22 protein-coding genes are annotated in these 21,655 nt (G+C 69.2%); 13 read left to right on the top strand and 9 right to left on the bottom strand.

The genetic code is table 11. The features are described from left to right. Positions 1–125 precede the first annotated feature (125 nt). Together AC1P0E_RS11410 and AC1P0E_RS11405 are read left to right on the top strand one after the other, a co-directional pair. Positions 126–614, top strand: a complete 489-nt coding sequence (locus AC1P0E_RS11410) for a GNAT family N-acetyltransferase (RefSeq protein WP_482742062.1) — start codon at positions 126–128, stop codon at positions 612–614. Then, positions 614–1,219 (top strand): DUF4291 domain-containing protein, encoded by a 606-nt coding sequence (locus AC1P0E_RS11405; RefSeq protein WP_482742061.1) that lies wholly within the window; start codon positions 614–616, stop codon positions 1,217–1,219. Before AC1P0E_RS11410 ends, AC1P0E_RS11405 begins: the two co-directional genes overlap by 1 nt. Before the next feature lie 40 nt (positions 1,220–1,259). On the opposite strand, the gene AC1P0E_RS11400 is transcribed toward AC1P0E_RS11405, so the two are convergent. From AC1P0E_RS11400 to AC1P0E_RS11385, 4 genes are all read right to left on the bottom strand, one after another. Continuing rightward, on the bottom strand, positions 1,260–2,033 hold the full coding sequence (locus tag AC1P0E_RS11400; RefSeq protein WP_482742060.1) for a hypothetical protein: 774 nt from the start codon (positions 2,031–2,033) through the stop codon (positions 1,260–1,262). Positions 2,034–2,199: 166 nt separating this feature from the next. Continuing rightward, on the bottom strand, positions 2,200–3,378 hold the full coding sequence (locus AC1P0E_RS11395; RefSeq protein WP_482742059.1) for a S8 family peptidase: 1,179 nt from the start codon (positions 3,376–3,378) through the stop codon (positions 2,200–2,202). Positions 3,379–3,509: 131 nt separating this feature from the next. Continuing rightward, positions 3,510–4,751 carry a threonine synthase gene (locus tag AC1P0E_RS11390; RefSeq protein WP_482742058.1) on the bottom strand — a complete coding sequence of 414 codons (1,242 nt, stop codon included), beginning with the start codon at positions 4,749–4,751 and terminating at the stop codon, positions 3,510–3,512. Further along, positions 4,736–5,158 (bottom strand): GNAT family N-acetyltransferase, encoded by a 423-nt coding sequence (locus AC1P0E_RS11385; protein WP_482742057.1) that lies wholly within the window; start codon positions 5,156–5,158, stop codon positions 4,736–4,738. The genes AC1P0E_RS11390 and AC1P0E_RS11385 overlap by 16 nt, the downstream gene beginning before the upstream one ends. 120 nt (positions 5,159–5,278) lie before the next feature. Between AC1P0E_RS11385 and AC1P0E_RS11380 the strand changes: the two genes are divergently transcribed. The 4 genes from AC1P0E_RS11380 to AC1P0E_RS11365 all read left to right on the top strand — a co-directional run bounded on the left by AC1P0E_RS11380 (position 5,279) and on the right by AC1P0E_RS11365 (position 9,651). Then, the gene (locus AC1P0E_RS11380; protein ID WP_482742056.1) at positions 5,279–7,930 is read left to right on the top strand and encodes an alpha/beta fold hydrolase; all 2,652 of its coding nucleotides are present in this window, start codon (positions 5,279–5,281) and stop codon (positions 7,928–7,930) included. After that, on the top strand, positions 7,927–8,844 hold the full coding sequence (locus AC1P0E_RS11375; protein ID WP_482742055.1) for an ABC transporter permease: 918 nt from the start codon (positions 7,927–7,929) through the stop codon (positions 8,842–8,844). The genes AC1P0E_RS11380 and AC1P0E_RS11375 overlap by 4 nt, the downstream gene beginning before the upstream one ends. A 25-nt stretch (positions 8,845–8,869) precedes the next feature. Next, positions 8,870–9,337: an anthrone oxygenase family protein gene (locus AC1P0E_RS11370; protein ID WP_482742054.1), complete on the top strand. Its 468-nt coding sequence runs from the start codon at positions 8,870–8,872 to the stop codon at positions 9,335–9,337. A 152-nt stretch (positions 9,338–9,489) separates the two neighbouring features. Beyond that, positions 9,490–9,651: a hypothetical protein gene (locus AC1P0E_RS11365; protein ID WP_482742053.1), complete on the top strand. Its 162-nt coding sequence runs from the start codon at positions 9,490–9,492 to the stop codon at positions 9,649–9,651. Between the two features lie 142 nt (positions 9,652–9,793). Here the strand turns inward: AC1P0E_RS11365 and AC1P0E_RS11360 are convergent, their stop codons facing one another. Together AC1P0E_RS11360 and AC1P0E_RS11355 are read right to left on the bottom strand one after the other, a co-directional pair. After that, positions 9,794–10,762, bottom strand: coding sequence for an NAD-dependent epimerase/dehydratase family protein (locus AC1P0E_RS11360; protein WP_482742052.1), 969 nt, complete (start codon positions 10,760–10,762; stop codon positions 9,794–9,796). Next, on the bottom strand, positions 10,759–11,388 hold the full coding sequence (locus tag AC1P0E_RS11355; RefSeq protein WP_482742051.1) for a ScbR family autoregulator-binding transcription factor: 630 nt from the start codon (positions 11,386–11,388) through the stop codon (positions 10,759–10,761). The genes AC1P0E_RS11360 and AC1P0E_RS11355 overlap by 4 nt, the downstream gene beginning before the upstream one ends. 113 nt (positions 11,389–11,501) lie before the next feature. On the opposite strand from AC1P0E_RS11355, the gene AC1P0E_RS11350 reads away from it, so the two are divergent. After that, positions 11,502–12,491 (top strand): ScbA/BarX family gamma-butyrolactone biosynthesis protein, encoded by a 990-nt coding sequence (locus tag AC1P0E_RS11350; protein ID WP_482742050.1) that lies wholly within the window; start codon positions 11,502–11,504, stop codon positions 12,489–12,491. Then, positions 12,488–13,453: a LysR family transcriptional regulator gene (locus AC1P0E_RS11345; RefSeq protein WP_482742049.1), complete on the top strand. Its 966-nt coding sequence runs from the start codon at positions 12,488–12,490 to the stop codon at positions 13,451–13,453. Before AC1P0E_RS11350 ends, AC1P0E_RS11345 begins: the two co-directional genes overlap by 4 nt. Positions 13,454–13,525: 72 nt before the next feature. Here the strand turns inward: AC1P0E_RS11345 and AC1P0E_RS11340 are convergent, their stop codons facing one another. Then, the gene (locus tag AC1P0E_RS11340; RefSeq protein ID WP_482742048.1) at positions 13,526–14,512 is read right to left on the bottom strand and encodes a hydroxyacid dehydrogenase; all 987 of its coding nucleotides are present in this window, start codon (positions 14,510–14,512) and stop codon (positions 13,526–13,528) included. Positions 14,513–14,617: 105 nt separating this feature from the next. After that, a complete protein-coding gene (gene hemA / locus AC1P0E_RS11335) occupies positions 14,618–15,847 on the bottom strand; it encodes a 5-aminolevulinate synthase (protein WP_482742047.1) in 1,230 nt (409 codons plus the stop codon). Between the two features lie 219 nt (positions 15,848–16,066). Here hemA and AC1P0E_RS11330 point away from each other — a divergent pair, with 219 nt between their 5' ends. From AC1P0E_RS11330 to asnB, 3 genes are all read left to right on the top strand, one after another. Further along, positions 16,067–16,570: a GNAT family N-acetyltransferase gene (locus AC1P0E_RS11330; RefSeq protein ID WP_482742046.1), complete on the top strand. Its 504-nt coding sequence runs from the start codon at positions 16,067–16,069 to the stop codon at positions 16,568–16,570. A 2-nt stretch (positions 16,571–16,572) separates the two neighbouring features. Further along, on the top strand, positions 16,573–17,628 hold the full coding sequence (locus AC1P0E_RS11325; protein WP_482742045.1) for a Gfo/Idh/MocA family protein: 1,056 nt from the start codon (positions 16,573–16,575) through the stop codon (positions 17,626–17,628). 102 nt (positions 17,629–17,730) lie between these two features. Then, on the top strand, positions 17,731–19,581 hold the full coding sequence (asnB, locus tag AC1P0E_RS11320; protein ID WP_482742044.1) for an asparagine synthase (glutamine-hydrolyzing): 1,851 nt from the start codon (positions 17,731–17,733) through the stop codon (positions 19,579–19,581). A 64-nt stretch (positions 19,582–19,645) separates the two neighbouring features. Here the strand turns inward: asnB and AC1P0E_RS11315 are convergent, their stop codons facing one another. After that, positions 19,646–19,987, bottom strand: coding sequence for an ArsR/SmtB family transcription factor (locus AC1P0E_RS11315; RefSeq protein WP_482742043.1), 342 nt, complete (start codon positions 19,985–19,987; stop codon positions 19,646–19,648). Positions 19,988–20,111: 124 nt separating this feature from the next. Between AC1P0E_RS11315 and AC1P0E_RS11310 the strand changes: the two genes are divergently transcribed. Both AC1P0E_RS11310 and AC1P0E_RS11305 read left to right on the top strand, forming a co-directional pair. Next, entirely contained in the window at positions 20,112–21,326 is a 1,215-nt protein-coding gene (locus tag AC1P0E_RS11310; protein WP_482742042.1) for an MFS transporter, read from the top strand. A 54-nt stretch (positions 21,327–21,380) separates the two neighbouring features. Continuing rightward, positions 21,381–21,620 carry a hypothetical protein gene (locus AC1P0E_RS11305; protein ID WP_482742041.1) on the top strand — a complete coding sequence of 80 codons (240 nt, stop codon included), beginning with the start codon at positions 21,381–21,383 and terminating at the stop codon, positions 21,618–21,620. Positions 21,621–21,655: the final 35 nt, after the last annotated feature.

Below are 21,655 nucleotides of genomic sequence, written 5' to 3'. Positions count from 1 at the left end.
TGCCTTCTGGGCCCGTACGGAGCTTCCTTCCGTACGGGCCTTTCGGCGCCCACCGCCTCGGGCCGTACCGCCTGATCCGCCGAAAAGTGTTGGCGGCCCGCGCTTTGGAGCGGCATCCTGGCCGGATGTTGATCAGGGAAGCCACCCTCGAGGACTGGCCCGCCATCTGGCCGTTCTTCCACGAGATCGTCGCCGCGGGCGAGACGCTCACCTACCCGCTCCACCTCGGCAAGGACGAGGCCGGCGAGTGGTGGTACCTGGCCGCTCCGAACCGGACGGTCGTCGCGGTCGACGACGCCGGTACGGTCCTCGGCACGGCGAAGATGAACCGTAACCACATGGGCAACGGCTCGCACATCGCGAGCGCCACCTACATGGTCGACCCCGAGCACTCGGGGCGGGGCGTGGGGCGGGCGCTGTGTGAGTACAGCGTGGCGTGGGCGCGGGAGGCGGGCTTCCGGGCGATGCAGTTCAACGCGGTCGTGGAGTCCAACGTCCACGCGGTGGAGCTGTACGAGTCGATCGGCTTCGAGGTGATCGGGACGCTTCCCGAAGGGTTCAACCACCCCACCCAGGGCTATGTAGGCCTGCACATCATGCACCTGGCCCTGTGATGAGCGAGACGATCGAGGCGCGGGAGGTACGCGCGCTGCACACCGACACAACCATCACCGTCTATCAGGCGTACGCCCCTTCCATCGGCCTCCCGGCCGCCCGCGACGGTCGCTTCCCCGCCGCCTGGAAGCGGGACCGTATGACGTGGATCAAGCCGTCGTTCCTGTGGATGATGTATCGCTGCGGCTGGGGCACGAAGCTGGACCAGGAGACCGTCCTCGCTGTCGAGATCACCCGCGACGGCTTCGACTGGGCCCTGCGCAACGCCTGCCTGTCCCACTACTCTCCCGGTCTGCATTCTGACCAGGCCGACTGGAAACGCCGGTTGAGGCAGGCGCCGGCCCGTGTGCAGTGGGACCCCGAGCGCGACGTACGGCTGAATCCGCTCCCGTACCGCTCGCTCCAGCTGGGCCTGGCGGGGGAGGCGGCGGGGCGGTACGCGGACGAGTGGACGGTGTCGATCACCGACGTAACGCCGCTCGCCCACGAGATCCACGCCCTGGTGAAGGCGGGCGATACGGACGCAGCCGAGCGGCTGCTGCCGCAGGAGCGGGTCTACCCGGCGGGGGTGGATCTGCTGGCTCCGCTGGGCGGCGCGGTGTAACCACCGGCGCCGCCCAGGGGGCGCGTTACTGGCTGAGGCGTCAGCGTACGTCGACGTAGTCACCCGCGGCCACGACCGCCGGAGTGGTCGACGTGCCCGCGAAGTTCCCGCGCCAGTAGCCGTCGGAGGCGGCAGTGACGGTGGTCTTCAGGTTGCCCGTGCTGTTGCTCGTCACGGTCTTGACGGTCTTGTACGTGTTGCTGCCCTTCGGGCGGAACTGGAGCCGCACCGACTGGTTGGTGTAGCCCGCGTAGATGTACCTGTCCCAGTTGGCGCGGGCCAGCTTGCCCGTCACCGTGATCGTCTTGCCCTTGGTGACCGGCTCCGGCGAGGCGTTGGCGCTGAGCGTGGAGCGCCGCTGCACCGGGTGGGTGCCGTAGGTCTCCCCGTAGTAGTCGCCGTCCTTGGCGGTGAGCTGGACGTTCACGTCCCACCGCCCCGCGAGAGTGTTTCGCGGCAGGTCGATGTCACTTTCGAGCCGGACGGTGAGCTTGCACGTCGAGGTGGTCGCACTGACAGCGGTGCACGTCGGGGTGCCGTGGAACGTCCAGTAGTCGTCCCCCACTTCGCGGTCGATGCCGAGGAACCGGTGGCGGCTGTTGCTGATCCCCGAATCGTCGGAGGCCGTCACCGAGATGGTGAACGACTCCGTCCGCGAGGTGCCGAAGACGACGGCCTTGCCGCCGTTCACGGAGACCTTCTTGATCTCCACACCGGTCTCCGCCGCGTGCGCCACCGGAGCGGCGGCGGTGAGAGCGGAGCCGGAAAGTACCAAGGCGCCGGTGAGAACGGCACCTATGGATGCTGCGCGCATGAATCCCCATATGGTTCGGGCCGCCCGCGACCGACCGCAAACCCCCCGGTCACGGGCATGACAGATTGCGCGTGAGGATAGCGCGCGCGGACTCGGCGTCCGCACTCACGTGGTCCTCCCCCGGGCACGGCGACGCCGGCCGCGCCCGGGGGAGTCGGTCACGCGGCTAGAAGAGGGAGTGCAGGAGCCTGTTGGGGGAGCCTGTGCGCGGGTCCTGGACCTTGTTGGGGGTCGCGTTGTTGACCAGGGCGTCGCGGACCTGGGCCGGGGTCGCGGTGGGGTTGGCCGAGACGTAGAGGGCGGCTACGCCGGCGGTGTGGGGTGCGGCCATCGACGTACCGGAGATGGTTTTCGTGGCGGTGTCGTTGTCCTTCCAGGCCGAGGTGACGTTCACGCCCGGCGCGAACAGGTCCAGGCACGTACCGTAGTTGGAGAACGACGCCCGGCGGTCGCTGCTGTCGGTCGCGCCGACGGTGATGGCTTCCGGGACGCGGGCGGGGGAGTAGTTGCAGGCGTTGGCGGGCCAGCCGAGGAAGTTGCCGTTGCCCGCGGCGATGGCGTAGCTGATGCCGGACGCGATGGACTTCTTCACCGCGTTGTCGAGCGAGGTGTTCGCACCGCCGCCCAGGCTCATGTTGGCCACGGCCGGCTTCTGCGCGTTCGCCGTCACCCAGTCGACGCCGGCGATGACGCCCGCGTTCGTACCGGAGCCGGCGCAGTCCAGCACGCGCACCGCCACCAGCTTGACGGCCTTCGCGACGCCGTACGTCTTGCCGCCGACCGTTCCGGCAACGTGCGTGCCGTGGCCCTGGCAGTCCTGGCCGTTCTGGCCGCCGCCCACCGTGTCCGTGCCGACCGTGGCGCGGCCGCCGAACTCGCTGTGGGAGGTGCGGATTCCGGTGTCGATGATGTACGCCGAGACGTTCGAGGCCGTGGTGTTGTAGGTGTACGTCGTGGAGAGCGGGAGGTTGCGCTGGTCCACCCGGTCGATGCCCCAGGTGGCGTTGGTCTGGGTCTCGTTGAGCCGGACCCGGGAGTCCTGTTCGACGTACGCGACCTTCGGGTCGGAGGCCAGCTTCGCCGCCCGCGCCTTGGTCATCGTGGCGGAGAAGCCCTTGAGGGCGCTGCGGTAGACGTGCTTCGGCGTGACGCCCAGGTCGGCCGCGCGCGTCGTGCCGTCCTTCAGGACGACAATCCAGTTGTTTTCGACCGCCGTTGAGGACGGGGCGAGACGGAGGTCACCGGCGGGCGCGCTCTGTGCTGTGGGAGGGCCTGCGAGCTGGAGACCGGCTGCGAGGGCTATGACGGGTATCAGGGCCCCTGCGCGGCGGAAAGTGGATCTCATTGTGTCGTGCACCTGACCTTTCGTTGACCGGATCGCGGGCAATTGCGGGTGGTGTGGTGCGGTGTGCTGCGGATGCGCAGCACAGGGTCTCGTGCGGCACACAAGTGCACAAGGTCCGGTTACGGGCGGGATCAAGCCAAAGAGATGCCTGCGGCCCGCAGGCGCTCTGCCGCCGTCGCCCAGTCGGGCGGAGAGAGGGGTTTGAGCTGCTTCGTGCCTACGCTCATGTCCTTGAAGCCACTGGACGTCGAGAGGCAGACCACCGCCCCCTCGTCGGACGACGGCGGCAGTTGGCGCATTCCCGCCAGGCCCGCCGCCGCCGAAACCTCCGTCCACAGCCCACCGGTCGCCAGTTCCGCCCGCGCCGCCGCCATCTCCGCGTCCGTCACGCGCAACGCCCGGCCGCCGCTCTCCCGTACCGCGATCACGCCCCGGTAACCGCCCACCGGGCAGTCGATCGCGTACGCCGAAGTGCGGCCCACCGGGACCGCTGCCGCCGGGATGCCACGGTCGAGCGCGGCCGCCAGCGGGGCGCCGGCCGCCGGCTCGCAGGCGTACATCCGGGGCGTACGGGCGGCCAGTCCCAGGCGGACCAGCTCCGCGAAACCCTTCCACACGCCGAAGAGCAGTTCGCCGTATCCGGTCGGAACGAACACCGCTGCCGGGACGCCGAGTTCGGCGTGGATCTCGTACGCGACGGTCTTGTAGCCCTCCGGGCCGAAGGCGTGGCCGGTGTGCGCGGCGGCCGTGAGGTTGCTGACCGGGTGGTAGCCGAGGCGGTCGGCGATCTGCCGCATCAGGGGCCACCGCTCGTGCACGGGCACGGGCAGGACGACCGCGCCGTACGCGTCGAGGAACGACTGGACGGCGGGCGGAGCGTCCGCCGACGCCAGCACCACGCACCGCAGACCGGCGCGGGCGGCGTACGCGGCGGCCGACGCGCCGTGGTTGCCGGAGGAGGCCACCACGATGCCCTGCGCGCCCGATCCCATTGCCGCGCTCACCGTGCAGCGGTTCAGCCGGTCCTTGTGGCTCCAGGTCGGATTGCGGGACTCGTCCTTGATCCAGACGCCGTCGGCGAGTTCGACGAGCGGCGTACGGCCCTCCCCCAGGCCGGGGGCGTGCAGTGGCGGCAGGAGGGGGGCCCAGCGGTCGATGCCGCCCCTGTCCGGAGCCGGGGCGAAGAGGGTGTCCGGTACGTCGCCGTACGCGTAGTCCACCTCGACGGGGTACGCCATGGCGGGGGTGCTGGTGGCCGGGCAGCCGGCGGTGAGCGGCGGCCACAGCGGGTAACGGACCAGGGGATCGCCGAGCGAGCGCTGACCTGTGGCCAGCGAACGGCCGGCGGCGCTCACGTTCACTCGAAGGTCCATGTCAGCATCGCGAAATCGCCGTCGTCCTCGGCCTGCGCCGAGCGGTACGTCGCCAGCGCCGCGTCGTTGTCGCGCTCCACCCCCACCCACATGTCGTAGCAGCCGCGCTCCTTCGCGACCTCCGCCAGCGCCTGCGTCAGGACGCGGCCGATGCCCCGCCGCCGGTACGGCTCGTCGACGGACAGTTCGTACAGGCACATCTCGGTGCCCTTGTCCGGGTGGGCCATCTCGATGCCCGAGACCATTCCGGCGGGCTTTTCGTCGACGTACGCGATGAGCATCAGATGGCCGGGCGCGGCCAGGAAACGCTCGGCCCATTCCGGGCGCGCCGGGCCGTCGTAGAGATGCTCGGCGGCTGTCAGCTCGGTCACTGTCGTCGCTCGTCGGACGACCGGTCGGACATCCATGGGGCTCCCCTCTCTACTCCCACTGCGGTACGGGGCGGCGGCACCGTACTCCTTGAGTACTCCAGAGACTTCCATCCGGGGGCAGCTTCGGCTGTCATACCCGGGACCTAGGGTTCAGGTATGAAGCTACGCATTCCCCGCAGCCGGGCGCTCGTCGGTGCGGCCGCCGCCTGTGCCGTCCTCGTCGGGGGCGGCACATGGACGGCCGTCGCCTCCGACAGCGACGCGCCCGCCGTGCACCGCGAGGAACGGATCATGAGCATGGACGGGGTGAGAATCGACACCTCGTTCTTCACGGCGTCCACGACGGACGGCGGGCCGGGGAAACGGCCCGCCGTCCTCCTCGGCCACGGCTTCGGCGGCAGCAAGCGCGACGTACAGGCGCAGGCCGAGCAGCTGGCCCGGGACGGGTACGCCGTGCTGGCCTGGTCCGCGCGCGGCTTCGGGAAGTCCACCGGGAAGATCGGGCTGAACGATCCGGACGGCGAGGTCAAGGATGTGTCGCGGCTGATCGACTGGCTCGCGGAGCGCCCCGAGGTGCGGCTCGACGCGAAGGGCGATCCGCGCGTCGGCGTCAGCGGTTCGTCGTACGGCGGCGCGATCTCGCTCCTCGCCGCCGGCCACGACAAGCGGGTCGACGCCGTCGCACCGCAGATCACCTACTGGAATCTGGCCGACGCGCTCTTCCCCGACGGGGTCTTCAAGAAGCTCTGGGCCGGGATCTTCATCAACACGGGTGGCGGTTGCGACAGGTTCGAGAAGCGGCTGTGCGAGATGTACGAACGGGTCGCGGTCGCCGGAAAACCGGACGCCGCCGCCCGTGACCTGCTGGCCTCACACAGCCCGTCCGCCGTCGGCGACCGCATCAAGGTGCCCGCGCTCATCGTGCAGGGACAAAGCGACTCGCTCTTCCCGCTCGACCACGCCGACTCGATCGCGAAGGCCATCGAGGGCAACGGCGCGCCCGTAGCCGTGGACTGGATCGCGGGCGGGCACGACGGCGGGGACCGGGAGGCGACCCGTGTGGAGGGCCGGATCGCCGACTGGTTCGACCGCTACCTGAAGGGCGACAAGGGCACGGACACCGGGCCTGCCTTCCGCGTCACTCGTACCGGGGGTGTCGATTCCACGGACGGCGCGGCCCGGCTGAGGGGCGCCACCGGCGACCGTTACCCCGGCCTCGAAGCCGGGCAGCGCGAGCTGAAGCTGGCGACCGGCAAGCGCGAGCAGCACTTCACCAACCCGGCCGGGGCGAACCCGCCGGCCATCTCCGCCGTGCCGGGCGTCGGGGGACTGTCCCAGCTGTCCGGGCTCGGCGTCGGACTCTCCCTCGACTTCCCCGGCCAGAACGCGCGCTTCGAGACCGCCCCGCTCGCCTCCGACCTGCGCGTCACCGGCACGCCGACCGTGAAGGTCAAGGTGAAGTCGGACCGCGACGACGCCGTCCTGTTCGGCAAGGTGTACGACGTGAGCGCGGACGGCAGCCGGCAGGTGCTGCCCTCCCAGCTCGTCTCGCCCGTCCGCGTGAGCGGGGCCGGTGCGAAGGACGGCGCCCGCGTCGAGCTGCGGCTCCCGGCGATCGACCACGAGGTCAGGGCGGGGCACCGGCTGCGCGTCGTGCTCGCCGCCACCGACCTCGGGTACGCGTCCCCGGCCGGCCCGGCGGCGTACGCCGTCTCTCTCGAAGGGGACGGAGCGCTCACCGTACCCACCGCGTCCGGCGTGCGGACCCAGGCGGCTCCGCTGCCCTGGTGGGTCTGGGGGCTGCCCGCGATCGGAGCCGCGCTGGCCGTGGCGCTGCTGCTCACCGCCCGGCGGCGGACAGCGGCGCCCGCGCCCGACCCGGCGCTCGCCGAGGTGCCGCTGCGGATCACGGACCTGACGAAGAAGTACGCGAAGTCCGCCGACCGGTACGCCGTACGGGACCTTTCCTTCCGCGTCGAGAAGGGCCAGGTCCTTGGACTCCTCGGCCCGAACGGCGCGGGCAAGACCACCACCCTGCGCATGCTCATGGGCCTCATCACGCCCGACAGCGGCGAGATCCGGGTCTTCGGGCACGCCATCAGGCCGGGGTCGCCCGTCCTGTCGCGCGTCGGTTCGTTCGTCGAGGGCGCCGGCTTCCTGCCGCACCTGACGGGGCGCGCCAACCTGGAGCTGTACTGGCAGGCCACCGGCCGGCCCGCCGAGGACTCCCGGATGGAGGAGGCACTGGAGATCGCGGGGCTCGGCGACGCGCTGGAGCGCGCCGTACGGACGTACTCACAGGGCATGCGGCAGCGACTCGCCATCGCCCAGGCCATGCTCGGCATGCCGGACCTGCTCATCCTCGACGAGCCGACGAACGGCCTCGACCCGCCCCAGATCCGCGAGATGCGGGACGTGATGATCCGGTACGCGGCGGCGGGACGCACCGTCATCGTCTCCAGCCACCTCCTGTCGGAGGTCGAGCAGTCCTGCACGCACCTCGTCGTGATGGACCGGGGGCAGCTCATGCAGGCCGGGCCCGTCGCGGAGATCACCGGCGGCACGGACACGCTGCTCGTGACGACGGAGGACGAGGTGACCGAGGTGCTGGCCGAGAAGGTGGGCGCGCTGCCGGGCATCGGGTCCGCCGTACGCACCGACGAAGGCCTGCTCGTACGGCTGGACGGGGCGTCGCCGAGCGCACTGATCGGGGAACTGGTCCGCCTCGACGTCCCGTTGACGGGTGTCGGGCCGAACCGTCGCCTGGAGGACGCGTTCCTCACCCTGATCGGAGGCCCCGCCGCATGAGCACCAACGCCACCGCACCGGTCCCTGAACCGGCTACGGAACCGACTCCGGAACCGGCCACCGCACCGGCCACTCAATCGGCTCCGGGCTACCGGGCCGGGCACACCCTTCCCCTGCGCGTCGAGGCGATGCGGCAGTGGCGCAGGCGTCGCACGATGGTCATGGCCGTGGTGCTGGGCGCGCTGCCGTTCATCCTGATCGCCGCGTTCGCGATCGGCGGCACGCCCAGCCGGGACGGCGGCCGGGTGACCCTGATGGACACCGCCACCGCGTCCGGCGCCAACTTCGCCGCGACCTGCCTGTTCGTCTCCGCTGGCTTCCTGCTGGTGGTGCCGGTCGCGCTGTTCTGCGGCGACACGGTGGCCTCCGAGGCCAACTGGTCATCGCTGCGCTATCTGCTGGCGGCGCCGGTGCCACGCGCCCGGCTGCTGTGGAGCAAGCTGGCGGTGGCGCTGGCCTTCAGCCTCGCCGCGATGGTGCTGCTGCCGGCCGTGGCGCTGATCACCGGTTCGATCGCGTACGGCTGGGGTCCACTGGAGCTGCCGACGGGCGGTTCACTGCCGGCCGGCGACGCCATACCGCGCCTCGCGCTCGTCGTGGCCTTCATCTTCGTCTCCCAGCTGGTCACCGCGGCGCTCGCGTTCTGGCTGTCGACGAAGACCGACGCCCCGCTGGGCGCGGTCGGCGGCGCGGTCGGCCTGACGATCGTGGGCAATGTGCTGGACGCGGTGACAGCCCTCGGCTCCTGGCGTGACTTCTTGCCCGCGCACTGGCAGTTCGCCTGGGCCGACGCGCTCCAGCCGCAGCTGGAGTGGGGCGGAATGCTCAAGGGGGCGGCGGTGTCGGTGACGTACGCACTGGTGCTCTTCGCCCTCGCCTTCCGCGGGTTCAGCCGCAAAGACATCGTGTCCTGACGGGGGGTCGGCCATGATGTGCGTCATGGCCACTCTCCTGATCGCCCCAGCCATCGTCGCCACCGGCCTCTACGCCGGCTTCATGCTGATCTTCCTGACCGGGATCATGCCCGCCCTGGGGCGGCTGACGGACGAGCAGTTCGTGGCGGCGATGCGGCGTATCAACGAGGACGTACCGCGCGGCGTGTTCGTGTCGGTCATGCTCGCCTCGGTGGTCTTCCCGGTCGCCGCGCTCGCCGTTCCCGGCGACGACCGTTCGGGGACGCAGTGGGTACTGCTGGCAGCCGGGCTCGTCTGCGTGGTCCTCAACCACTTGGTCACCGTCGCCGGGAACATCCCGCTGAACAACGCACTCGCCGCCTCCGAGCAGACCGGCGGGACCGACCGGGAGGTCCGGGAGGCGTTCGAGGCCCGGTGGAACCGGCTGCACCTGGTCCGCACGCTGCTGGTCACGGCGGGGTTCGCCCTGGTGGTCGGCGCAGCGCTGGCATAGGGCGCCACCTGCCCTGGGAACAGCCCCGACGGAAACGGTCAGTTGCGAGGAGTCAACCGCAGGGCAACCATTTGCAGAGCCCGAGTGTCTGGTGAGGTGTGTACGGAGCCGTCTGCTCCTCCGCAGCCCCACCCCGCACCGAAGGAGCAAGCGTGCCCGCCAAAGCACTCCCAGCGTTGCGCCGCGAGGGCCCCGTCTGGCTCCTCCCCGGCACCGCGACGGGCATCACCACCACCGGCTCCTTCAACTTCGGCGCCGGCACCCTGGGCGCCACCGCCCCCGGAGCCGCCCTCGGCTCCGCGTTCAACCGCTGACCCTCCACGGGAAGGCAGTGCCCCGCCGCGACAAGCCCGCGGCGGGGCACTGCCGATGCCACCCACCGGCCACGGAGCTGACGCCCGTCTCGCTTGGACGGCCGCGTAACGGATCAAGACTCGGCCCGGGGAACCTCGCCCGTCACTTCCCCTCCGTATCCCGGGGGAACTTCCTTCCGAGCAACGACCGGTACCAGTCGGCGGCGTCCGCCAGCCGAGCCAGAGGGCCAGGGCCCGGGGCGCACCCTGCACGCTGCCAGACATCGTCGCTCCGGTACCAGTGGTTCTGGGCGAGCAGGTGGAACTGCCTTTCGCTCACTGTGCCCTGACTGGCCGCGAGTCGTACCACGCACTGCTCCCAGGGCAGTTCCTCCTCGGGCCAGGGCGGAAGAATTCCATGCTCGGCAAGGCTCGTCATGAGGTCTCCGATCCGCACGGGGCGGGGATGGTTGGCGTGGACGACGGCCGGCCCTGTCAGGGCCGGCCGCAGTGCGGTCGCACGGATCAGCCGGGCCAGGTCGGACACGTCCACGGCCGACAGTTTCGCGTTGCCCCCGTCCCAACGGACCGGAACCCGCTCCCGCAGTTGGGCCAACGCCGGTACGACCCAACGGTCGCCGACCCCGAGCACCAGGCCGGCGCGCAGGACCACTCCGCCGGCCCGGAGCGTGTGCTGCTCACCTGCCAGGCGGGTGGCACTGGCCACGGAGACCGGGGCAGGAACGAGATCTTCGACGTCCTGGCCCGCGTGAGGGCCTTTGCCGTACACCGCCGAGGTGGAAAGGTGCACGATACGCCTGGTCCCGGCGGCAGCCGCTTGCGCCATAAGGGCTTCCGTACCGTCGGTATTGACCTCCCGGCACCTCTCCTCAGTACCGGAGACGAGTGAAGCGAGATGGACGAGGACATCCGCGCCGTGGCACACGCCGCGCAGTGAACCGGGCTCACTGAAATCCGCCGATACCCATTCCACGTGCGGGCTGTCGGCACAGTGGGGCCGGGTGCGGCCGACGACTCGCAGGCTCACCCCGCCGCACCGCAAGAACTCGGCAGCCGTCTTGCTGCCTACGAACCCCGTGCCGCCGGTGAGCACCACACGCACAGTACTCACAGTCCCCGCCCGACGGGCAGGCCATCGATGGTGAGCACTGCGGGCACCTCCGGGTTGGCTATGGCGGGCAGGAGATAGCGCCACAGGGCTGTGATGCGCTGCGCGAGGTCCTCGCGCCCCGAGGCGAGCTCGGACATGAGCTGAGTCCCGGTGTATGCGCCCACCAGCGTCAGGGCGAAGTCCATCTCGTCCACCCCCGGGCGGAGTTCGCCCGCCTCGCGGGCTGCCAGGAGTTCCTTGTGGAACAGCTCGGCCCACCAGATGTAGATCGAGTCGTCGTGGCGTGCTGGGCCACCCGGGTCCACAGCGAGTCTCACTCCCGCGCGAAGCATGCTGTTGTACTGCATCTCTGCGGCCAGCATCAGAGTCAGGTCCACCAACTGCTGGAGTCCCCGTGGTTTGTCGGGCAGTTGCAGATCGGCCGCCTGCTCAAGCATGACGGCGCGAGCGAGATCTTCCTTCGACTTGAAGTGGAAGTACATGGCGCCGTGCGTCAGGCCCGCGCGGGCAAGGATCTTGGTGATCCCTGCGCCGGAGTAGCCGGATTCGTCGAAGACCTCGGCTGCGGCTCGGATCAGCACACTTCGGGTTCGGACGGCACGCTCCTGTGTGCTCCGAGTCACCATTAAGATCACCAAGCTCTCTCGACAAGAAACAGATCGGTCTCTATGTTATTGCTGGTATGTGCATCACTCAACTACTGCGGTGATGTGAGCTCACACAGAGGGGGGCGGTCCTCGTGTCCGCATGCGAAGCTGTCAGCAACCACGTCCTTGATGCCGTCGGCAGCCCAGTGCCGCAGCACTACGTACACAAGACGAACGCTTCGGAGGTCTACCTCAGGAGCTGGCGCAGGGCTGGACCCGACAGTTTCCGAATAGCCGCCGAGTGGCCGGACGAGCACTCTTTCTACCGGGCGGGCGGGGCTTTCGACCCGCTGCTGCTCTGCGAGACGATCCGTCAGACCTTCCCCCTGCTGTGCCACGCCGCCTACGAGGTGCCGATCGGGCATCAGCTCATCTGGGAACGATTCTCCTACCAGGTCGACCATCCGGCATTCACCGGTGCCGACCTCGGGCGGGAGGTCGAACTGCACGTGAAGTGCTTCGACATCTCCTACCGCGGCCGCCGGCCCGCCGCGCTGTCGATGTGGATGGCCGTCACTCGGGGCGGGGTCAGGATTGCATCGGCCGAGACCCGGTTCGCCGTAATGTCCGTGGGGGTCTACCAACGTCTTCGGGGCCGGTACGGGGACATTCCTCTGGCGCTGTCCCAGGCGGTGCCCGTGCCTGCCCCGGTACGCGCGGAATCCGTCAACCGCACTCTGGGGAGGGACGTCGTCCTGGCCCCCGGCAACTGCGGCGCCGCGCAGTGGCTGAGGGTGGTCACCGACCATCCGGTCTTCTTCGATCACCCAGTGGACCACGTGCCGGGGCTGCTCCTGCTGGAGGCCGCACACCAGGCGATGTACGGGACGCTTCGCCAAGGGGGCGGCGCCGGTGGTGAGATTGCTTCCCTGGAGTGTGAATTCACCCGTTACGTAGAGCTCGATGCGCTCTGCGCGCTGCTCTCCCGCCCACTGCCCCCGGATGCTGCCGGACGCCCGCGGCTGCGGGTCGAAGCCGTGCAGGGCGGCCTGGTCGCGTTCACCGCCGAGCTCACCGGTACGTCGTCGGGGGCGGAAGCAGAGCGGGAGGGGGAGGCGCCCCGGGTCGGCAGTTCGTCATGACGCACCAATCCGTGGAAACCGGCGAATCACCGGTCCTGTACTCCTCCCCGGCGCGGTTGGCGGATGTCAGCCTGCGTCACCTGAATGCCTTTCTCGCCGTCGCGGACGCGTTGAGCTTCACGGACGCGGCGATCCGGATATCGAGCAACCAGCCGGCGCTCACCAGATCCGTACGGCGTCTCGAAGAGCGCATGGGGGTGAGGCTGTTCCAGCGCACCACTCGTCAGGTGTCCCTGACTCCGGCCGGCGAAAAACTCCGTGACGAACTCCAGGTCCTGCTGCCCCTCTTCGAAAAGGCGTTGCGCTCCGACGGCGCGGTCTCGGCCCTGCGCCTCGGGTTCTCCTGGCTCCTTCCCGGCGCATGGGTGCACGACGCCATCAGCCGGTTCGAGGAGGAGACCCGGGTCCGGGTCGAACTCAGGCGCAGGGACGACGTCGGCGCCGGGGTCTCTCAGTCGGCCCTGGACGTGGCGATTCTGCGCGGGCGGCCGCAACGAGGCGGGCTGAAGGCGACGCAGGTGGCCAGCGAGCAGTACGTCGCGGCAGTGCCCAACCACCACCCGCTGGCAGCGCGCGGCCAGATGGACTGGTCCGAGCTCGCCGACCATCCCCTCGTCGTCAACGAGGCGGCCGGGCCGGTCGGGGAACACGACTGGGGACCCGGCCGCCGCCCCCGGATAGTCCTGCGGTGTCTCAACTACGACGAGTGCATCGAGTCGACAGCGGCGGGGAAAGGGGTGAGCGTGGTGCCGGATCTGGCACTGAAGCGCACACTTCACCCCTCCGTCAGTTTCGTCTTGTTGCGGGGCGGGCCGCGTATCGCCGTCTCCCTGGCCCAGCCCGTACAGGGCAGCCATCCGCTGGCGAACCGGTTCATCCAAATCGTTCAGGTGGTCCTGGCGTCCGACGGCCGCCAGCGCTTCGTGGGAGACCCGCGACCCACCGGGCCGCCGCGCGGCTGAAGCCGGACACAGCTCATGGGGGTGATCCTGGGTGATCTCCCATACGGTGACCACCCCCATGAGCACGTCGCGTCAGGCGGGGTGAGGCAAGGACGCATGGCGACTGCGGTCCACCGCCGCGGCGTTCACCGTGTGTGCCGGCAGTTCGCCCGCCAGCGCGCACAGCACCGCGGTCACCGCCTCCCGGCCGGCCCGCTCCTGCGCCTCCCGGGTGCCGGCGCCCAGATGCGGGGTGGCCAGGACGTTCTCGAACGCCAGCAGAGGGTTCCCCACCGCAGGCTCGATCGCGAAGACGTCCAGCGCCGCCCCGGCGAGTCGTTCCTCCTTGAGGACGACGGCCAGCGCTGTCTCGTCGACGATGCCGCCGCGCGCCGTATTGACGAGCAGCATCGACGGCTTGGCCAGCCGGAGCTCGACCTCGCCGATGAGTCCCGTAGTCGATGGAGTCTTCGGCAGATGGACCGTGACGACGTCACTGCGCACCATCAGCTCGTCGAGTTCCGTCAACCTTGCCCCCACGGCTTCCGCCTGGGCAGGGGAGACATAGGGGTCGTACGCGATGATCTCGACCCCGAAGGGGGCCAGTCGCTGGGCGACCAGGGTGCCGACGTGCCCGAGCCCGACGATCCCCACCGTGCAGCCGGCCAGCTCGGTTCCCTGATGGCGGGCCCGCTCCCACCGGCCGGCACGCAACGCCGAACCAGCGGGGCCCACGTTCCGCATCAGGGAGACGATGAGCCCTATGGTCAGCTCGGCCACGCTGAGCACGTTGGAGAGGGGGGCGTTGGCGACCAGCACACCTCGCAGGGTGGCCGCTTCCACATCCACATTGTCCAGGCCGACACCGGCCCGGGCGACGACGCGCAACCGGGGGGCTGCGGCAAGGGCATCCGCGTCCACCTGCGTACCACTGCGGACGAGCAGGGCGTCGGCGTCGTGGAGGGCGGCGTGCAGAGCGGCGGGATCGCGGCCGTCACAGGGTCTGACCTCGCAGTTCCGGAGGTCTCGCAGTGTGTCGGGGGGCAAGGGGTCGGCCACGACGACGACAGGCTTGCGCACGAGGGTGTGTTCCTTTCATGGAGGCACGAATTCTGGGCGCATGAAGTGGTGCTCGGTCCGGGCACGCCGGTGCCATGGACACGGACTGGTCAGGGAGGAGCAGGGTCACGCGGTGGCGGGGGCCAGCGTCCTGGGAAGGGCCTCGGACTCCCAGATGGCATCGAGTGCGCGGGCGAAGGCCACGATCTCGTCGTCGCTGTGGTGGGGCGTGGGCGTTACCCGCAGACGTTCCGAACCCACCGGCACACTGGGTGAGTTGATCGGCTGTACGTAGCAGCCGTGCTGGTCCAGGAGTCGCCTCGCCACGTTCTGGCACTTCATGGCGTCCCCGACCAGTACGGGCACGATATGGGCCGCCTCGGACACGACCGGGATGCCGCTTTCCCGCAGCAGGCCCTGGAGCAGAGCCGCCTTGTGGCCCAGCTGTGTGCGCTCACGCTCCGAGCGCTTGAGGTGGCGTACTGCCGCCAGTGCACCGGCCGCGACAGCGGGCGGCAGCGACGTGGTGAAGATGAAGGCAGCGGCGAAACTTCGGATGGCGTCCACCACGGGGGCGGGGCCCGCCACGTATCCGCCCGCGGTGCCGAAGGCCTTCGCCAGCGTCCCCTGAACGACGTCGAACCGGTCTTCGATGCCCAGCTCGGCGGCCTTCCCCGCGCCACGGGGACCGTACATGCCGACGGCGTGGACCTCGTCCAGGTAGGTGAACGCGCCGTACTGCTCGGCGAGTTCCGCCACCCGCTCCATCGGAGCTATGTCGCTCTCCATGGAATAGATGCTCTCCAGAGCGATGACCTTCGGCAGCGCGGGGTCCGTGCCGGCCAGCAGCTCTTCGAGGTGGTCGACGTCGTTGTGCCGGAAGACGTGCTTCTCGGCTCCGCTGTGCCGGATCCCCGCGATCATCGAAGCGTGGTTGAGCGCGTCGGAGAACACGACACATCCCGGCAGCCGGCTGCCGAGCACGGTGAGCGCGGCGTCGTTCGCCGCGTAGCCGGAAGGGAAGATCAGTGCCGACTCCTTGCCGTGCAGGTCGGCGAGTTCGCGTTCCAGTTCCACGTGGTAGTGATTGTTGCCCGAGATGTTGCGGGAGCCGCCACTGCCGGCCCCTGCCTCATCCACCGCCCTCTTCATCGCAGCCAGCACGAGGGGGTGTTGCCCCATCCCGAGGTAGTCGTTGCTGCACCAGACGCTGATCCTCCTGCCGTCCCCGGGGCCGAACCTCAGTGCGGCAGGGAACGAGCCCGCACGCCGCTCGATCTCCACGAAGGTGCGGTACTCGCCCTGCCGCTTGAGGGCTTCGATTTGGGACGAGAAGAAATCTACGTAACTGAACATGAAATCTCCAGTGAACACATTCGGTGACGTTCGTTTGCCGTGCCGTTGTGAAGCTAGAGGGATTTGGCCTCCTGAGGGAAATGTTGAACCTGGAACCCCCATGGGAATGTTGCATAATGCGAGGTTGCAGAGGTCCCTCGATCGGTTATTCCGCAACTGCATAGATGATGCATGCATCCCATTTCTCTTTCCGTTGTCGGCCTCCTAGAGTCCCTCGGTATGAGTTCCCAGGACCACTTGAAGCCGCGATCCGCGGCCTTTGAAGACATCGCAGAGCTCGTCCGCCTGCGCACTCAGTTGCTCAGCGCGGGGAATGCGGTCTACGCGGCCCGCAGTCCGGAGGAGGACGAAGCCTGGAAGCGTGACTACCGCGCATGGCTCGGCCGTGTCCTGGCGGAGAACAGCAACCGGGTCCATGTTGCGGTGATCGGCGAACCGGGCGCGCTGTCGGCGTGCGCCATCGCAGTCGTGGACCAGCGTGCCCCTACCGTGCACTGCCCCAGCGGCAGGTCGGGCTGGGTGCAGACCGTGGTAGTCGACCCCTCCTTGCGGCAACAGGGCCTCGGGGTGCGCGTCATGGATTACGTACTCGACTGGCTGCGCGACGCCGGCGCCGACGTGGTGGCCCTCCAGACGACAGCGGTCGGCGGGCCCCTCTACCGAAAGCTGGGGTTCCGCCCGTCCGGCGAGGAACTCTTTTCGCTGCCCCTTGGAGGTGTCTGAAAATGAAGATCCTGATCGTTGGCCTCGGCTATGCGGGCACGAGATTCCTCAACGCGTTTTCACGCACCGGAGTTCCCACTGAATTCGCCTACGTGGGCCGCAGTCCGAAGGGCGTCACCCTTCCCTACTTCGCATCTCCGGCACAGGCGCTCGAAGATTTCCGTCCGGATGCGGTCGTGGTGACGGTGCCGGACATGGCGCACACCGAAGTGCTCTCGGCGCTGGCCGGCTACCAGGGTTTCGTGGTGGCGGAAAAACCCTTGGCGCTGCCCGGGGAGGACCTGTCGGACATCGAATCCGGGCTTCGGGGAATCTCTGGGTTCTGTATGGACATGGTGGAGCGGTACTCCGAAGTCACTCGGCTTCTGCGGTCCTATGTCCGGCAGAACGGGCTGGGTCTGGTCCGGGCCCACTTCACCTGGGGAAAGGACCGCATCAACGATCACCGTCCCACCAGCGGGGTGCAGAGCGAGGTGATCCACCCGCTGGATCTGGTCCAGTGGATCGCGGGTGGGGGAAGTGAACTCGCGCTGGAATCCGTCCTGGGAACCAGGTCGGACTTCTCCGTCTCGGGAGAGGACGTGCTGGACAGTGTGGCCCTGTCGGCGCGGCTCGGTGACGGCAGGGTCACCGGTTACAGCAGCTTCGTGAACATCACGCGCAAGCGCGAGATCGACTTTGTCTTTCGCGGCCCCGAGGGAGAACTGCTCTACGCCAGCACGGTCTACGACACCCCGGCCTGGGATGCGGACCGGCTGCGTGTGTGGCGCCGGACCTCCGCCGGCGACGAGGTGATCCACGAGCTGGACACCCGGGGGCAGCCCGTCCCCGAGGGTTCGGAGACCATCGTCAAGCTGAGCCGTATGGCCTCCGACGTAACGGACTTCGTGCTGCGGGGACAACAGCCGAAGTCGCCCTTTCCGGGGCTGGCCGACGCGCTCGCCCTGCAACGGCTGCTGAACTCGATGGACGAGCAGGTGCGGTCCACCGCACCTGTCACGTACTTCCCTCTCGGTCGCACAGTTCTCCAAGAGGCCGACTTGGAACGCCTGGGCTAGAACGCCGTTTTTGAGATCGGCCGAGGTACCTCCCTCTTTTTCCTGACACCCGTATTCAAGGGCGACAACGCGATCGGCGCTGCCGCTTTACGAGGAGACATCATGTGTGGAATTGCCGGCTGGGTGAACTTCGCCCGCGACGTACGCCTGGAACAGCACACCCTTGAGGCGATCACGCGGACCATGGCCTGCCGCGGTCCGGACGCCGAGGGCATGTGGACCGACAAGCACGCCGCCCTCGGCCACCGCCGGCTGTCGATCATCGACCTGGACGGCGGCAGGCAGCCCATGGTCGCGGAGGACAACGGCCGCGAGCTCGCCTGCCTGACGTACAGCGGCGAGGTCTACAACTTCAAGGAGCTGCGCGCGGAGCTGATATCCCGGGGCCACTCCTTCCGGACCCGCAGCGACACCGAAGTAGTGGTGCGGGGCTACCTCGAATGGGGCGAGGGTGTCGTCGACCGCCTCAACGGCATGTTCGCCTTCGCCCTGTGGGACCTCCGCAGCCAAACGCTGCTGCTGGTCCGCGACCGGATGGGAGTCAAGCCGCTCTACTACTACCCCACTCCGGACGGAGTGGTGTTCGGGTCCGAGCCGAAGGCGATTCTCGGCCATCCGGCGGTGCCGCGCAGGGTCGGCTCGGACGGCCTGCGCGAGATCCTGGAAATGGTGAAGACGCCGGAGCAGGGTGTCTTCGCCGGCATGTACGAGGTGCGGCCCGGCCAGTTGGTGCGAGTCCAGCAGTCGGGGCTGACCAAGCGCACTTACTGGGCACTGGAGGCGCGCGAGCACACCGACGACCTGGACACGACCATTGAAACCGTCCGTGGGCTCCTCGAGGACATCGTGGAGCGTCAAACGATCTCGGACGTACCGCTGTGCTCCCTGCTCTCGGGTGGCCTGGACTCGTCCGTGATCACCGCGCTGGCCTCGCGCACGCTCGCCGACCGGGGAGAAGGGCCGGTGCGCTCGTTCTCCGTCGACTTCGAGGAGCACGGGACGGAATTTGTCGTCGACCCGGTGCGCGGATCCTCGGACACCCCTTTCGTACGCGATCTGGTGAAGCACGTCGGGGCGGACCACACCGAGATCATCATGAACAGCAGGGAACTGGCGGATCCCGCGCTTCGAGCCAAGGTTCTCGGCGCCCTCGACCTGCCGCCCGCCTACTGGGGCGACATGTGGCCCTCGCTCTACCGCCTGTTCCAGTCCGTGCGCGAGCGCTCCACAGTCGCGCTGTCGGGCGAATCGGCCGACGAGGTGTTCGGCGGCTACCGCTGGTTCTTCGACAGCGAGGCCCTCGGAGCGGAGACGTTTCCCTGGCTCACCTCGGCGACTGGCAAGTACTTCGACGGCAAGTCGCTCTTCGACCCCGGTCTCATCCAGAAGCTGGACATGCCGGGCTTCCTGCGGGACAGCTACGCCCAGGCGATCTCCGAGTCGCCGGTGCTGCCCGGCGAGGACGCAGTCAACCGCCGTATGCGGCAGATGAGTTACGTCAACCTCACCCGGTTCGTGCAGACGCTCCTGGACCGCAAGGACCGGATGAGCATGGCGGTCGGGCTCGAGGTCCGCGTACCGTTCTGCGACCACCGGCTCGTCGAGTACGTCTTCAACACCCCCTGGGAGATGAAGTCGTTCGACGGGCGGGAGAAGAGCCTGCTGCGAGCCGCCACCAAGGACCTGCTGCCGGAGTCCATCGTTCAGCGGGTGAAGAGCCCCTACCCGACCACCCAGGACCCGGCGTACGAGCTCGGCCTGCGGGCCTCGCTGTCCGAGGTGCTCGCCGACTCCTCGTCCCCGGTACTCCCGCTGCTCGACAACGGCGCCACCAAGGCCCTGCTGGACAGGCCGGTCGGCGAGATGAGCGCACAGTACGACCGCTCGGGTCTGGAGATGGCGCTGGGGCTCAACTCATGGCTCTCCGCCTACGAGGTCGAGCTGGACCTCTGAGGACCGGCCGCCGCCGCTGACCGACCGGCCGCCGCTGACCGACCGGCCCCCGCTCTCCGCCCGGTCAGCGGCGGGGACGGGAGTCGGCCGAGGTGTAGCCGCAGGTGACGGCGAAGCCGAGGAGCTGGTCGAGCAGGCCGGGGAAGCGGGTCTGCAACTCCTCCAGGCGCAAGGAGTTGTAGCAGCGGGTGCCCTCGGAGCGGACCCGCAGCGTGCCGGCCTCGCGAAGGATCTTCAGGTGGTGGGTCATCGTCGACTTGGCGATGCTGCCACCGAGTTCGCCGGCGGTGCGCTCCTCGCCGTCCGCGAGTGCGACCGCGATGCCCAGGCGGGTGGCATCGCTCAGTGCGAACAGGACGTCGGGCAGGCAGACGTCTTCGATCTCCGGGTGGAAGTAGTGGCGCACTTCTCAAGAATCGCACAACCGCTCCCCGGGCCGGGTGGCTGAATCTTTCCGGTCCTGCTTGCTTCGTGGCAGTCGGCCTCCATCATGTACGCATGTACCGGAATCTTCGAACAATGAGGAATCAGTGAAACTCGTCTACCTGTTGGGCCTGGGAGCCTTCGCGCTCGGCCTGGACGCCTACGTCACCGCGGGTCTGCTGCCCTCCATCGCAGCCGACTTCGACGCGTCCGTCTCATCCACCGGTCAGATGGTCACCGCCTTCACGCTGGCGTACGCCATCGCCTCCCCGATCTTCGCCACTCTGCTCTCCGCTTCCCGCGTACGTACCGGACTGCTGGCCTCGCTGGCGGTCTTCTCGATTGCCAACGCGGGCTCTGCGCTCGCGACTTCACTGCCCGTGCTGCTGATCACCCGCGCTTTCGCCGGCGTGGGCGCCGGCCTCTACCTCGCGCTCGCGGCAGCCGCCGCCGCGTCACTCGTGGACCGGGAGCGCCGCGGCCGGGCCCTGGCCGTGATCATGGGCGGAATGAGCTCGGGCACCGTATTGGGTGTGCCCGCCGGCGTCTACATCGCGCAGCACACCAGCTGGCGCGCCACCCTGTGGCTGGTGACGGGAATCGGCCTCGCCTCCCTCCTGGGGCTCCTGCTACGGCTCCCGCAACTTCCGACCACCGAGACGGTGAGCCTGCGCCAGCGGGCCCAGGTGGTGACCGACCCCCGGGTCGCCTCGGTCGTCGGGGTCTCGCTCCTCGCGGCCGTCGCCAGCCTCGGCCTCTACACGTACTTCGTCCCCGTCATGGCCACCGGTGCCATGGGAGGCGTCGACAACATCACCCCGTACCTGTGGGCATGGGGCATCGGCGGTGTCCTCGGCAGCATCCTGATCGGCTCGCTCGTCGACCGGGTCCGCCGCCCCGCCACCCTGGTCGTCGGCATCCTGGTCATCCTGGTCGTCGCCCTGCTCGCCTTTCGCCTCACCGCCTCTGTCACCCCGCTCCTGGCACTCCTGCCCATCGCGGTGTGGGGCGCGGTCGGCTGGGCGCTCCAGGTGCCGCAGCAGAACGACCTCCTCGCCGCCCGCGGCGAACGCGGCGGCCCCGTCGCCGTTGCCCTCAACGAGTCGGCGCTCTACCTCGGCAGCGCCATCGGCTCCGGGCTGGGCGGCGCGGCCTTCGCCTTCGGCTGGAGCGGTTCTGTACTGCCCCTGTGGGCCGCGGGCTTCGCGGCAGCGGCGCTGCTGCTCCAGCTCACCGCCGTACGTGCCGCCACGAGGAAGGCCGACCGCGCTGCGGCCCCGGCAAGCCCCGTGCCCACGTCGGCCGCCTGCACCATGGACTGACCGTCCAACCGACCACCCGGCCCCGACCACCCGGCCCCGACCACCCGGCCCCGGGTGACCGCCCCCGAGGGGGCGGTCACCCGGGGCCGGGGCGCGGGAGGACTGCCGGCGTGGTTTCTTGGTTCGGCGTACGTCGACACGCCTTCGACGGGTGTCGTCAGCCCCCGCCGGGCGAAAATCGGCGTGGCCGGCGTCGACTTCGACCCCCGTAGCGAACTGAGGGCCGCGGGCCGGCTTCTGCTCCTCGGGCTGCCCGTGTTCGTGCTGGGCTCGCTCCTGGTCGTGATCGCGTGATCGCGTGATCCCGGCTCCCACTCCAACATCTGCTG

Source organism: Streptomyces sp. TRD_SC_5, assembly GCF_056836825.1.
Note: the sequence above shows the minus strand (reverse complement) of the source record. Positions and strands in the feature narration are given on the sequence as shown.

What these genes read in the sequence shown, in the direction of transcription:
- AC1P0E_RS11410 (WP_482742062.1), top strand. Translation starts at nt 126, where the DNA reads ATGTTGATCAGGGAAGCCACCCTCGAGGACTGGCCCGCCATCTGGCCG.
- AC1P0E_RS11405 (WP_482742061.1), top strand. Translation starts at nt 614, where the DNA reads ATGAGCGAGACGATCGAGGCGCGGGAGGTACGCGCGCTGCACACCGAC.
- AC1P0E_RS11400 (WP_482742060.1), bottom strand. Translation starts at nt 2,033, where the DNA reads ATGCGCGCAGCATCCATAGGTGCCGTTCTCACCGGCGCCTTGGTACTT.
- AC1P0E_RS11395 (WP_482742059.1), bottom strand. Translation starts at nt 3,378, where the DNA reads ATGAGATCCACTTTCCGCCGCGCAGGGGCCCTGATACCCGTCATAGCC.
- AC1P0E_RS11390 (WP_482742058.1), bottom strand. Translation starts at nt 4,751, where the DNA reads ATGGACCTTCGAGTGAACGTGAGCGCCGCCGGCCGTTCGCTGGCCACA.
- AC1P0E_RS11385 (WP_482742057.1), bottom strand. Translation starts at nt 5,158, where the DNA reads ATGGATGTCCGACCGGTCGTCCGACGAGCGACGACAGTGACCGAGCTG.
- AC1P0E_RS11380 (WP_482742056.1), top strand. Translation starts at nt 5,279, where the DNA reads ATGAAGCTACGCATTCCCCGCAGCCGGGCGCTCGTCGGTGCGGCCGCC.
- AC1P0E_RS11375 (WP_482742055.1), top strand. Translation starts at nt 7,927, where the DNA reads ATGAGCACCAACGCCACCGCACCGGTCCCTGAACCGGCTACGGAACCG.
- AC1P0E_RS11370 (WP_482742054.1), top strand. Translation starts at nt 8,870, where the DNA reads ATGGCCACTCTCCTGATCGCCCCAGCCATCGTCGCCACCGGCCTCTAC.
- AC1P0E_RS11355 (WP_482742051.1), bottom strand. Translation starts at nt 11,388, where the DNA reads ATGGTGACTCGGAGCACACAGGAGCGTGCCGTCCGAACCCGAAGTGTG.
- AC1P0E_RS11345 (WP_482742049.1), top strand. Translation starts at nt 12,488, where the DNA reads ATGACGCACCAATCCGTGGAAACCGGCGAATCACCGGTCCTGTACTCC.
- hemA (WP_482742047.1), bottom strand. Translation starts at nt 15,847, where the DNA reads ATGTTCAGTTACGTAGATTTCTTCTCGTCCCAAATCGAAGCCCTCAAG.
- AC1P0E_RS11330 (WP_482742046.1), top strand. Translation starts at nt 16,067, where the DNA reads ATGAGTTCCCAGGACCACTTGAAGCCGCGATCCGCGGCCTTTGAAGAC.
- AC1P0E_RS11325 (WP_482742045.1), top strand. Translation starts at nt 16,573, where the DNA reads ATGAAGATCCTGATCGTTGGCCTCGGCTATGCGGGCACGAGATTCCTC.
- asnB (WP_482742044.1), top strand. Translation starts at nt 17,731, where the DNA reads ATGTGTGGAATTGCCGGCTGGGTGAACTTCGCCCGCGACGTACGCCTG.